Source organism: Thermococcus atlanticus (assembly GCF_054657855.1).
On sequence record NZ_BAAHXX010000001.1, the window covers coordinates 1,884,462 to 1,896,988 of the forward strand.

A 12,527-nucleotide genomic window follows, 5' to 3' on the forward strand; every position below is an offset into this window, starting at 1 on the left:
TATCTGGCCTTGTTTATGCGCTTATGGTATTTGGGGGCATCTGGGATGTCCAGCGGAAAAAGGGAGTATTCTTGGAGAGTCATTAAAAGATTCGGAAGAAATGTACAAGAGCTTCTTGGGCATCTGGGCTCTCGGTTTTCTGTTTAATCCGCTGGCATATTCTCTTTCTGAGAGTCCTTATCTGGCAATTATAGACGGCTTTGCCGCATTTACTGCGCTGGTTATTGGAATCCTCGCGTATAGAAGATACCGGTTTTTCAAAAATCAACAGCTCCTCCAAGAAGTCATTGCCAAGGGCATCGAAATCGGAATAAAAAAGGCAAAGGAGAGCTAACACCTCTTATCAACCTTTTCGAAGGGGTTGTATATCCTCAGCCCTTCAATTTTCTCAAAATCCTTAACGTTCCTTGTAACAAGCGTGAGGTTGTGCCTCAATGCAGTTGCCGCTATAACAGCATCGGGGAGCTTTACTTTAACCTTTCTCCGGAGTTCGATGGCAATATCTGCTATCTCATCGGTGAGAGGTATAACATGCGCGAAGCTTATGAACTCCTTCGACTTCTCAAAGCCCTCCTTGGTATGCCCCTTCCAGCTGAGGAACCCTATCTTAGTGATGATGGAGACGTTAAAGCTCTTCTTGAGGATTTCCTCAACCTTAGGGAGCTCCTCCTCAGGAATGGCGTCGGCGAGATAATAGATTAAAATGTTCGTGTCGATCAGAAACCCCTCTCCCATTCGTCCCTCAGCTCCCTCAGGCTTCTCTCAAGGTCTTTTCTGCCCTTGTAGATTCCCCTGTATCGTGAGGGCTCAAAGAGCTCTCCCTTCAGTTTCTCCCAGAGCTCGGGAGGGACTATGACTCCTTTGATCCGTCCGTGTTCGTCATATATATATATATATTCGACACCTTCCATCCTTACACCCGGAAGGTGTTTCGTTCCGCGCATATTTAACATCTTCGCTACAGCTCTGCCCGCTTCACCACCTTTACTTTTCCAGGCTCTCCAATCTCTCCCTCAACCTCAAAGATTCTGCCGAGGAACTGCTCCACGACCCAGACGTTCGTAACGAGGTGGTTCGTAATCTCCGCCACACCGATTTCCCCACCGGTAAAGGCCAGGAAAGGTATCAGCTGGTCGCCGAGGAATTTATCGACGGCCTTCCTGCTCGTCAGCTGGTTGATGAGTTCATCAGCGGCTTCCCTGCCGACCACTTCAGCCGGCTTTCCGCGCTTTCCGAGTGCATCTCCGCCGAGCCTCAGCGAATCGGTCTCAGCCCACACAACTATGCCGCTCCCCGGCCCCAGCGAACGGGAAACCTCCCTCTCGATTTCCACGGGCAGGGCATAAAGCTCTTCAAGCTTTTCCATCGCTGCTTTAGCCTGCCTCTCAGCGACGTGGGCCGGCAGGTTGGTGGCGTGGCTTATCCCGGCGAAGCGCTCCACCTTTTTCCATGCAAGGGCCACGAGCGGTTTTCTCTCCTCCCAGGGCTCAACCCTGCCAACCACCAGCCCACCGCCCTTCGGGTAGTGGCCTCTCCGCCTGATTTCGAGTTCCGCTTTGAGACCCATCCTTTCGAGGGCGTAAAGCGTTACGTTCTTCAGGTAATCGACGGGAGGGCTCCACGGTACATCTGTTCCCCCCGTTACCTCAAAGCTCCCGCCAGTGAAGGCCATCGCAGGAAGCAAAGCCTGAAGAACGAGCGTTATACTGCCGGCAGTCTTTATCGGGACGCGAATGTGCTTTGGCTCGGCCCTTCCGGGTATGAACTCAAGAACGGTTGAGCCAACCTTTGCCCCTTTAACTTTCGCATTGCTCAGCTCCTTCAAGGCCAGAATTCCGTGGAGGTGCTGCGGCCTTAAGCCCGGGTTCGGTCTGTTGGCGCGAATTTTGACGATTTTAACGGGCTTTCCAGTGATAACCGAGAGGGCTATTGCAGTTCTCAGTATCTGCCCCCCGCCCTCGCCGTGGGAGCCGTCTATCACTATCATTTTACCACCGTGCGCAATCATCCATAAAAGAACAGGGGCAGGTTCTCAAACCCCTCCCGTCATCATGGCTATTGCATCATCAATAAGCTCATCAAGACTCCTGTGGGGGTTCTTCTCCCTAAGCTTTTCAACGAGGCGCACGATGTTCTCCACGGCCGGAATGGTTCTGAGCTCCTTCGGGATGCTCCCGACAGTCGGTATAAACGGCTTTATGCCAAGCCTGTTGTATATGAGGCGCCCTATCTCAGTGGCGTGCAGTTCGGGCAGCAGTATCAGTATCGGGAAGTTCATGCCAACGTATTTCGAGGAGTCCTTAGTCTCGACAACGAGCATGAAATCAACGGGAATCTCATACTTCCGGCCTTCGAGCCTGAACCTGAAGTATCCTCTCCTTTTGATGCTTAGAAGCCTCTGCACGAGGCCTACAGGAGGTTCGTTCAGTATGAGGTATCCCCTGTGTGCCTTCATGAATAAAGGCGCTGAGTAGATATTCCTTGCAACTTTTCTCAGCTTAAAGTCCTCAATGTCGTCCGAATACGCATCCCAGTATATCACGGGAACCCTGACCAGGACATAATCATGCAGGTCTGACACCTTCTCGTGAAACATCCCATCGTAGACCAGAATCCTGTTCTCATCGAGGTCTATGAATGCGGGTATCCTGACGGTGCCCCTGACCACGGTGTTAAGGAACTCCTCAAGGTCAACACCGGCCTTATTCTCCACGAGAACGTCCTCCCTGAGCTCGAAGAGCCTGAGTTTTTCAATGTACGGGTAGCCCTTCACCCCGCTCAGGTCAATCTCAACGGAACCACCTTCCAGCTCTGCACCCTCACCCTTCAATTCAGCGAGTATGCCCCTGCTGACGGCTGTGATCTGGTAGAATGTGTCCCTTCCAGAGGTGTATAAGACACCGTTTGATACAAGCTTTAAACCCAGTCGGGCCAGAGTTGCTGACAGCTCCTTTTCAGTCCTCGTGCCTATCATGGCCTTTCCGCTCACATCCTCCTCACCCTGCTCAATGACAACAAAATCCGCTGGATGGAGGCCTCTCCTGAAGAAAAATCCCTCAAGCACCTGCATGGCTTTCTCCCTGTTTTCAGCGTAGACCTTGACGAATTCAACCGTGCCGTCCCTTCTAACCCCTATGAACACCAGAGAGTCGTACCTTTCCTTGGGTATCTCAACGTCCTCCATCTTTACCCTCCCTCAAAGGCTCATGAGTCCGAGCAGGGTGCCATCATCAATGTTGACTATCCTAACCTCCCTCTTTTTAGTGTCGAGCAGGGCGACGCTCTTCACTCCCGTAACATAACCGCATACTTCCCCGGGATTTATGAGTATGGTTCTCCCGCACTCCCTTATTTCGTATCTGTGGGTGTGCCCCCTTATGAGGATATCATAGAGGTGGCTCCTTGCGAGGGCGTTGATTATTCTCTCATCAGTCCCGTGGATGAGCACCATCTTCATGCCATCAGCGTTGAGCTCGAGGATTTCATCCTCTATTCCAAGGACATTTTTCAGGCCGGCCCTTTCACCGTCGTTGTTTCCAAAGACTCCCTTCAGGGGTGCCTTAAGCCTCGAAAACTCCCCTGCCGTGAACGGGGCAACATAATCACCCACATGAACCACCAGGTCAACCCCGCTCTTATTAAACAGGTCAACCGCCTTCCTTATTGCAGGCAGATTATCGTGGGTATCACTCATGATTCCAATCAGCATTGCACCACCTAAGGGAATATTTCACTTTTAAGTTTATAGGCTTAACTAAAGCTGCCGTATGGAGGTGGGAAAGTTTAAGAGATAAATGTTCTACTCCATAGAGATGATGGGTATGTTCATGGGGAGAGCACTCATAGCAGTTAAAATCCTGAAACCCTTCAGAGACTGGAAAGCAGGGGATAGGATAATAATCGAAGACTGGAAGGCGAAAGAGCTGTGGGAAGCCGGCATCGCCGAGATCCTCGATGAAACAGACAAAATCCTCGGCGAGATTGACAGGGCGATAAGGGAGGAGATGCAGAACGAGCCCCTAATGCCCCTCCCCAGCGGACTCTACGAGAGAGCAGAGTTCTACATGTACTATCTGGAGAACTACGTCAGGATGAACGCCGGTGAAAACATCGAAACGATAAACGTCAAGCTAACAAAGCTGGCCAACCTCAAGAAAAAGCTGAGAAATCTGAAAATCATACGCTTCAAGAAGATACTCGAATCCGTGATGCAGAGACCGAACAGTCTCGAAATCCTCTCACGCCTTTCACCGGAGGAGAGGAGAATTTATCTGGAGCTTTCAGGCATAAGGGATGAATGGTTGGGTGAGAGCTGATGGACAGGGAGGATATGATAGAGAGATACGCCCGCTTTTTCAGGGAATATGTGGATGATGAGGGGGAAGAGGTTTATATAAACAAGCTCAGGGATCTGCTCACGATAACCCCAAAACGCTCGCTCTCGATAGACTGGATGCATCTCAACTCCTATGACCCCGAGCTTGCAAATGAGCTCATAGAAAACCCGGAGGAGAGCATCGCTGCAGCCGAAGACGCCATCCAGATCGTTCTCAAAGAGCCGCCCATATTGAAAAAAGAGGAGTTCAAAATCCACGCCAGATTCTTCAACATGCCCAACACCCTCCTTGTGAAGGAGCTGGCGAGCGAGCATATAAACCGGTTCGTTCAGGTTGATGGTATAATAACCCGTGTGAGCGAGGTAAAGCCCTATGTTGCAAAGGCGGTCTACGTGTGCAAGGACTGCGGGAATGAGATGGTAAGGCTTCAGAGACCGTATCAGAATATTGTAAAACCCGTGAAATGTGAGGCCTGCGGGAGCAGAAACCTTGAGCTTGATGTCGACAAGAGCAGATTTATAAATTTCCAGAGCTTCCGCCTTCAGGACAGGCCGGAAAGTCTCAGAGGCGGTCAGATGCCCCGTTTTATAGATGCCATCCTGCTGGATGACCTCGTGGACACAGCGCTGCCCGGAGACAGGGTTATCGTGACCGGGGTTCTCAGGGTCATCCTCGAACAGAAGGATAAGAGGCCGATTTTCAAGAAGGTTCTTGAGGTCAACCACATAGAACCCCTGAGCAAGGAGCTTGAGGAGCTCGAAATAACCCCCGAAGATGAGCAGAGGATCAGGGAGCTGGCCAAGAGGAAGGATGTTGTCGATGTGATAGTGGACTCGATAGCACCCGCAATCTGGGGACATCGGGATGTCAAGAAGGGAATCGCCCTCGCACTCTTCGGAGGTGTGCAGAAGGTTCTGCCGGACGGGACGAAGCTGAGGGGAGAGAGCCATATTTTGCTGGTTGGGGATCCGGGTGTTGCAAAATGCGTCGATTATGAGACTCAAGTTGTTCTTTCAGATGGCACTCTCAAATCCATAGGGGAACTTGTAGAAGGGGCGATTGAAAAGGCTAAGAAGATGGGAAATCTGGGAATCGTCGATGACGGCTTTTACGCTCCCATCGAGCTGGAACTCTATGCCCTTGATGCTAAAACATTAAAGATTCGGAAAGCCAAGGCAAATATCGCCTGGAAGAGGAGTGCTCCAGAGAGAATGTTCAGAATTAAAACCGCAAGTGGAAGGGAGATAAAAGTAACACCGACCCATCCGTTTTTCATCTTTGAGGACGGACAGTTTAAGACTAAAAAGGCGGAAGAACTGAAGATTGGGGACTTTATTGCAACACCCCGGGGGAAGAGCGAACCGGGGATGATTCCAGAGACATATGATGAACACCTTAGAAAGCTCCTTGCCGAGTCAGATATATTCTGGGACAAAATCGTGGAAATCACTGAATATGTTCCTAAACAGCAATGGGTCTATGACCTTCAGATTCCAGAGCACCACAACTTTATAGCCAACGACATCTTCGTTCACAACAGTCAGATTCTCCGCTACGTTGCCAACCTCGCTCCGAGGGCAATATACACGAGCGGTAAGAGTTCAAGCGCAGCCGGGCTCACCGCCGCAGCAGTGCGCGACGAGTTTACAGGTTCATGGGTTCTTGAGGCGGGTGTTCTGGTGCTGGCGGACGGCGGGATTGCCTGTCTGCATCCGGATTCAAGGGTGCTCGTAGACGGAAAATATATGCGCATTGAAGAACTCCTTGAGCCCGAGAAATCCTATAAAGCTCTCTCAGACGGCCAGCTTGTGGACATCCAAGAAAAGACAATCCGGGTTACATCCTTAAACCTCGAAAGCATGAAGACGGAAATATCGCCGGCAACCATAATCAGGAGAAAGCCTTGGAAGGGCGAACTTTTAAGGATTAAGCTCCGCTCCGGCAACGAGATAACTCTAACTCCTGATCATTTCCTTATAGATGGCGATACACTTGAATGGAAAGAAGCCGAAAAGTTTAGGGTTGGCGACAGGATAGTCTCACCTCTAAGGCTTCCGGGCGTGAAAGAAAGAATCTACCTTCTTGATATACTCCCCGGAGATTGGAAAGTCAAGCTAACGAGAGAAGAGAATGAGGAACTAAAGAAAGAAGTGCTCAGGCGGTTTAAAACCCTGGCAGAGTTCAACCGCAAATACGAGCTTTCCAAGGACTTCCTGTCAGGAAAGGGTGCAATAAGCGTTGAAAGGTTCAGAAAGATTCTTAAGGACTTTGGCATCTACAACAAATGGAAAGAGAGACCACTAACCTACGGTCCCAATTACCGCAGAGAGCGTCTCAAAGTTGCCTATATAAGTCCCGAACTTGCGTACTTCATTGGATTCCTTTACGGAGATGGATGGATACACAGAAACGGTTCGAAAGTCCATGTGCGCATTGTTCAGTCAAAGACCCATCCCAAGCAAATTAACCGGATACGGGAGACATTCAAAAGCTTCTACCGGGATGGGCTACGGGAATATGAGAGAACAACCAAGAGTAAGCTGGCTGGCAACAGAATAAAGAGCAACAGCATAATTTTCCATATAAGCTCACCATTGCTCGCCTTCATCTATGAATATATCACCGGAGATAATCTTAAAAATGCGTTTTCCCTCGATGATGAGGCTTTAAAGGCCTTCATAGCTGGAGCCTTGGATTCCGATGGCTGTGTTTCAATCAAGAGGAGCAGGAAGGGAGAAGTCATTCATATTGAGTTCCTGCTCTCCAACGGCAGAGAACAGGATAATGCATTTGCACTGCTCCTCCGCAGATTCGACGTTTATGCCCGAGTGGTTCTTGGGAAGGGTGTGAACAGGATAAGGATAACAGGCAGGGAAGACGTCTCGAACCTTCTTGAAGCCATAAGACAATACAGTGTTAAGGTTAAGGATATACCTCTCAAGAAACATCTCGTTTCATCGAGAAGCGATAAAGTTCCAGCAAAACCTGTGCAATCCCTCGCACAGGAGATAATAAAGGGTGTACCCGCGAGCACACTCCAGCAGATGGGTCTCTGGAGCACGCTCTACTCATACGCCAAAGGAAGATATCAGCCAAGCAGGATTCAGCTAAGAAAGATACTGAACAAGCTAAAAGACCTTCTACCAACAGAACTGAGGTTTAAGCTGGAGGTCCTGGCAATGAGGGACTATTTCCTCGATGAAATCATCTCCATTGAACGTGTTCCATATGAGGGCTACGTTTACGACCTCTACGTTCCCGGGAATCACAACTTCTTGGCAGAGGGGATAATCGTCCACAACTGCATTGATGAATTCGATAAGATGAGCGAGAGAGACAGGAGTGCAATACACGAAGCTCTCGAACAGCAGAGCTACCACCACGACTTCGAACTCCTCCTCGCGGACGGGAGGAAGGTCAGGATAGGCGAGCTTGTTGATTCCCTCATCGAGAGGAACCGTGAAAGGGTCATAAAAGGCATAGACACCGAGATTCTGCCCGTTGATGACCTTCATATCCTCGCCTACGACCTTGAGAGAAAGGATGTTGTGAAGGCAAAGGTATCCCGCGTGAGCAGGCATAAAGCCCCGGAGAAGTTTATACACATAAAGTTCTCCAATGGCAGGGAGATTTTGGTTACACCCGAGCATCCAATCATGGTGTGGGAGAATGGGAGGATTGTGGAGAAGCCGGCGGGAAAAATTGAAGAGGGCAGCGCTGTACTGGGGATTGCGAGGTATCCCCTCGAACTCCCCGCGGAAGGCGGAGGCAGGTTTAAATCCCTGGAGGAAGCCCTGGCATACCAGGATGTCCTCTACTCAAGAGGTGTGGTCTCAAAGATACGGAGGGGGCCGAACTACTACGAGGTAGTTCCCGATGAGAGAAAGCTGCCCGCAGACCTTCTCAAAAAGCTCCTCAGGGCAGGAAGGGGACTAAAATTCAGGAGGGAAAATTCATATATCGTGAGGAGGCATGTTGTGCCCGAGTCATACATCAGGAAGGTTATCGAGAGGCTCGAACGCCACACCCGGATGGCTGAAGAGCTGGCCGAAAGGGAACCCTCAGAGGCTTTGAGGTATCTCCCCAAGTCGGCGATTTCCTTCAAGTACGGAATGAGCGTTTTAACGCTTGAAAAGAGGGTCAGGGAAGGCGAGCCGATTGCGGTGAGCATCGTTCAGGGTGAAATCAGTGCAAGGGCAAGGGAGGTAAGGGACGCCATCCGGGAAGTCAGGGAGTTTTTAGACTCCAACGTGAACTTCCTCACTGTAAAATCCGCCAGGGCTATTCCAAACGACCGCTGGAAATGGGCCTATGATGTAACGGTTGAGCCCTACGGCCTGTTCGTTTCCCACGGCCTCGTCCTCCACAACTCCATAAGCATAGCCAAGGCCGGCATTACAGCCACCTTAAATGCGAGAACCACGGTTATAGCCGCCGCAAATCCAAAATACGGCCGTTTCAACAGGCACAAGCCACTGCCGGAGCAGCTGGATTTACCGCCAACTCTGCTCAGCAGATTTGACCTGATATTCCTCCTCCTCGACGAACCCGATGAAAGGGTGGACGGTGAAATAGCCCGCCACATCCTCAAGGTGAGGAAGGGTGAAAGCGAGGCCGTTACGCCCAAGGTGCCCTATGATCTCCTCAAGAAGTACATCGCCTACGCGAGGAAGAACATACACCCCGTGCTCACAAGGGAGGCCATGGAGGAGCTTGAGAGATACTACGTGAAGATGAGGAAGAGAATCGGGGGAGGGAGTGAGACTGAGGGCGTCAAGCCCATCCCAATAACGGCGAGACAGCTTGAGGCATTAATCCGCCTGAGCGAGGCCCACGCAAGGATGAGGCTGAGCGAGATAGTGACGAGGCACGACGCCAGGGAGGCCATAAAGATCATGGAGGAGACCCTGAAGAAGATAGCCATCGACGAGGAGGGCATAATGGACATTTCAATCCTTGAAGTCGGGAAGTCCTCAAGAAAGATAAACAAGATTGACAGGCTGCTTGAGATTATAGAGAAGCTTCAGGATTCGACGGACTACGGCGCACCAGCCGACGACATCCTTCAGGAGGCAGGAAAGGCAGGAATCAGCAAACAGGAAGCGAGGAAGCTTATAGAGGAGCTGATTGCCAACTCAAGGATTTATGAACCGCGGAACGGCTACTACAAGATAGTTGGCTGAGGCCAAAGATTATAAATGGAGAGGAGTATGGGACTACGGAGGTGTTGAAATGGATGAGGTTGACTTTTACGATTACGAGGCTTTACTCGATAAAGCGTATGAGGAGCTGCCGGAGAATGTGAAGCACCACACATCCAGATTTGAGGTGCCCGCTGCAATAGTCAACATCGAGGGCAACAAGACGCTGATCGAGAACTTCAAGGACATAGCAGACGCATTGAACAGAGACCCCAACCACCTGCTGAAATTCATCCTCAGGGAGGTTGCAACCGCAGGAACTCTTGAGGGCAGGAGGGTGGTTCTCCAGGGCCGCTTCACCCCATACCTGATAGCAAACAAGATGAAGAAGTACATCAAGGAGTATGTTATCTGCCCGGTATGCGGCTCACCCGATACAAAGATTCTCAAGAAGGGAAGATTCCACTTCCTCAAGTGCGAGGCCTGCGGTGCCGAGACGCCGATAGCCCATCTCTGAGCACTTCGGTTTTAATTTTTTAATGCCCATTTGTATTCTTCTGGCCAGCCCGGGGCCATGGAAACCCTTTTAAACTTTACAAACGACAAACCTTCAAGTTCATGCCATATTAAAAGGAGGAGTTCTTATGAGCATGGAGGAGAAGGTTGAAGAGCTCTATGAGAAGAAAGAGAGGATTCTTCAGATGGGTGGGGAGGCAAGAATCCAGAAGCAGCATGATAAGGGCAAGCTAACGGCCAGAGAGAGAATAGAGAAGCTTCTCGACCCGGGAAGTTTCGTGGAGATAGGAATGTTCATCCAGCACAGAAACATGGACTTCGGCCTCGACAGAATGGAGCTGCCCGCCGACGGTGTTATCACAGGCTACGGCACCATAGATGGGAGGCTCGTCTTTGTCTATTCTCAGGACTTCACAGTGATGGGTGGGTCACTCGGTGAAATGCACGCCGCAAAGATAAAGCGTGTTATGGAGCTGGCGCTGGAGGCAGGAGCCCCCGTAATAGGCATCAACGACTCCGGAGGGGCGAGGATACAGGAGGGAGTTGACTCGCTTAAGGGATACGGCGAGATATTCAAGATGAACACAATCCTGAGCGGTGTTGTTCCTCAGATTACAGCCATTATGGGCCCCTGCGCTGGAGGAGCCGTCTACAGCCCCGCAATAGGCGATTTCATTCTCATGGTGGACAATCCCGCAACATTCATGTTCATCACAGGGCCCCAGGTGGTCAAGGCTGTCACGGGCGTTGAGGTCTCCCCGAGCCAGCTTGGAGGTGGAATGGTTCATGCTCAAAAGAGCGGTCAGGCACACCTCATGGGCAAAAGCGACGAGGAGGTTATAGCACTCATCAGAAGGCTCGTGGGCTATCTGCCGTCCAACAACATGGAGAAGCCACCGAGGGTTAAAACGAACGATTTGCCGTTCAGGAAGACCGAGGGGCTGTACAGCATCGTTCCGGATGATCCAAACAAAGGTTACGATGTAAGGCAGGTCATCTATGAGATTGTGGACAGGGACGCAAACGGAAATCCCGACTTCCTTGAGATACTGCCGTACTATGCCCCCAACGCCGTCGTCGGCTTCGGGAGAATGAACGGCCAGACGGTTGGCATAGTGGCAAACAACCCGATTCACCTCGCAGGGGTTCTCGATATTGATAGCTCTGACAAGATAGCCCGCTTCGTGAGGACATGCGACGCGTTCAACATCCCGATAGTTACACTGGTCGATGTTCCCGGCTACCTGCCCGGCGTTCAGCAGGAGTACGGGGGAATAATAAGACACGGTGCAAAGGTTCTCTACGCCTATGCCGAGGCAACGGTTCCAATGGTTACCGTAATCCTGAGAAAGGCCTACGGAGGGGCCTATCTGGCCATGGGCTCAAAGCACCTCGGGGCAGACTTTGTGTTTGCATGGCCAACAGCAGAGATTGCAGTGATGGGGCCTGAGGGGGCTGCAAACATCATCTTCAGGAAGGAGATAGCAAAAGCAGAAAATCCTGAGGAGGTCAGAAAGCAGAAGATTCAGGAGTACAGGGAGAGGTTTGCAAACCCGTACGTGGCAGCGAGCAGGGGGTACATCGATGACGTTATAGACCCCGCAGAGACGAGGGCAAAGATAATCCTTGCCCTTGAGGCCATGGAAAGCAAAAGGGTCAAGCTGCCTCCGAAGAAGCACGGCAATATTCCGCTGTGAGGTGTGGGAAATGATTTCAATGGCAGCCTTCATGGAAGGCCTCTACATCACCATTTTGGGCGTTAGCGTGGTTTTCGGAGTTCTCATAATACTGTCAATAGCCATGTATGCAATCGGAAAGCTTGAGGTTAGCCTCGTGGAGAGGGAGGAAAAGCCGGTTCCAGCCGAGGAGGTTAAGGCAGAGAAGGGTATTGAGGAAAAACCGAAGCTGGAACCCAGAAAGGTGGCGGTTATCACGGCTGCCGTTCTCGCATATACCGCCGAGAAAGCCGCCCAGCTGAGGCCCCTGCCCTTTAAGAGGAAGCCCTCGGATGCATGGCGTTTGTACGGACTCCACAGCCAGATGGAGGAGGTTGAAAACTTTAATTATGAGATGGGAGAGTGGTAAAATGGCGAAGGTCAGAGTCATCGTTGATGGAATTGAATACGAGGTTGATGTTGAAGAGCTCAGCCCCGGGAAGTTCAGGGTAACCTTTGATGGAGAAAGCTACGAGGTTAAAGCCCAGGATCTGGGAATCCCGCTGAATGCTGTTGAAGTGCCCGTTCAGGCACAGGCTCCCGCAGCGCCTGCCTCTGTTCCTGTTCCTTCCGCACCCGCTGCTCCTGCTCCGGCGGCAGCGGGGGAGGGTGTTGTGACTTCCCCAATGCCCGGGAAAATACTGAAAATACTCGTGAAAGAGGGAGAAGAAGTAAAAACAGGCCAAGCATTATTAACCCTCGAAGCCATGAAAATGGAAAACGAAATACCCTCACCAAAAAACGGCACAATCAAAAAAATCCTCATAAAAGAAGGCGACACCGTAGACACAGGACAACCACTAATAGAAATCGGGTGA

At 50.9% G+C, this 12,527-nt stretch carries 12 protein-coding genes; 7 read left to right on the top strand and 5 right to left on the bottom strand.

Annotated features, from left to right (window positions below; all coding sequences use genetic code 11):
• Positions 1 to 100 precede the first annotated feature (100 nt).
• Complete coding sequence (locus ACYQ27_RS10210) at positions 101 to 334, top strand: hypothetical protein (RefSeq protein ID WP_460041584.1); 234 nt, start codon at positions 101 to 103, stop codon at positions 332 to 334.
• On the opposite strand, the gene ACYQ27_RS10215 is transcribed toward ACYQ27_RS10210, so the two are convergent.
• The 5 genes from ACYQ27_RS10215 to ACYQ27_RS10235 are packed head-to-tail and all read right to left on the bottom strand — an operon-like array spanning position 331 to position 3,709.
• A complete protein-coding gene (locus ACYQ27_RS10215; protein ID WP_460041585.1) occupies positions 331 to 735 on the bottom strand; it encodes a type II toxin-antitoxin system VapC family toxin in 405 nt (134 codons plus the stop codon). The two genes, ACYQ27_RS10210 and ACYQ27_RS10215, sit on opposite strands and share 4 nt — an antisense overlap.
• Positions 717 to 911, bottom strand: coding sequence for a hypothetical protein (locus ACYQ27_RS10220; RefSeq protein ID WP_460041586.1), 195 nt, complete (start codon positions 909 to 911; stop codon positions 717 to 719). The genes ACYQ27_RS10215 and ACYQ27_RS10220 overlap by 19 nt, the downstream gene beginning before the upstream one ends.
• Positions 912 to 958: 47 nt before the next feature.
• Complete coding sequence (gene rtcA, locus ACYQ27_RS10225; protein WP_460041587.1) at positions 959 to 1,987, bottom strand: RNA 3'-terminal phosphate cyclase; 1,029 nt, start codon at positions 1,985 to 1,987, stop codon at positions 959 to 961.
• A gap of 45 nt (positions 1,988 to 2,032) precedes the next feature.
• Positions 2,033 to 3,184 (bottom strand): hypothetical protein, encoded by a 1,152-nt coding sequence (locus tag ACYQ27_RS10230; protein WP_456394689.1) that lies wholly within the window; start codon positions 3,182 to 3,184, stop codon positions 2,033 to 2,035.
• Positions 3,185 to 3,196: 12 nt separating this feature from the next.
• Positions 3,197 to 3,709 carry a metallophosphoesterase gene (locus ACYQ27_RS10235; RefSeq protein ID WP_456453463.1) on the bottom strand — a complete coding sequence of 171 codons (513 nt, stop codon included), beginning with the start codon at positions 3,707 to 3,709 and terminating at the stop codon, positions 3,197 to 3,199.
• Positions 3,710 to 3,821: 112 nt separating this feature from the next.
• Between ACYQ27_RS10235 and ACYQ27_RS10240 the strand changes: the two genes are divergently transcribed.
• From ACYQ27_RS10240 to ACYQ27_RS10265, 6 genes are all read left to right on the top strand, one after another.
• The gene (locus ACYQ27_RS10240) at positions 3,822 to 4,316 is read left to right on the top strand and encodes a hypothetical protein (protein ID WP_456394706.1); all 495 of its coding nucleotides are present in this window, start codon (positions 3,822 to 3,824) and stop codon (positions 4,314 to 4,316) included.
• Positions 4,316 to 9,520: an LAGLIDADG family homing endonuclease gene (locus ACYQ27_RS10245; RefSeq protein ID WP_460041588.1), complete on the top strand. Its 5,205-nt coding sequence runs from the start codon at positions 4,316 to 4,318 to the stop codon at positions 9,518 to 9,520. Before ACYQ27_RS10240 ends, ACYQ27_RS10245 begins: the two co-directional genes overlap by 1 nt.
• A gap of 49 nt (positions 9,521 to 9,569) precedes the next feature.
• Positions 9,570 to 9,995 carry a translation initiation factor IF-2 subunit beta gene (locus tag ACYQ27_RS10250; protein ID WP_456394686.1) on the top strand — a complete coding sequence of 142 codons (426 nt, stop codon included), beginning with the start codon at positions 9,570 to 9,572 and terminating at the stop codon, positions 9,993 to 9,995.
• A 127-nt stretch (positions 9,996 to 10,122) separates the two neighbouring features.
• On the top strand, positions 10,123 to 11,691 hold the full coding sequence (locus ACYQ27_RS10255) for a carboxyl transferase domain-containing protein (RefSeq protein WP_456453465.1): 1,569 nt from the start codon (positions 10,123 to 10,125) through the stop codon (positions 11,689 to 11,691).
• Positions 11,692 to 11,710: 19 nt separating this feature from the next.
• Entirely contained in the window at positions 11,711 to 12,079 is a 369-nt protein-coding gene (locus ACYQ27_RS10260) for an OadG family protein (protein WP_456394705.1), read from the top strand.
• 1 nt (position 12,080) lies between these two features.
• A complete protein-coding gene (locus tag ACYQ27_RS10265; RefSeq protein WP_460041589.1) occupies positions 12,081 to 12,527 on the top strand; it encodes an acetyl-CoA carboxylase biotin carboxyl carrier protein subunit in 447 nt (148 codons plus the stop codon).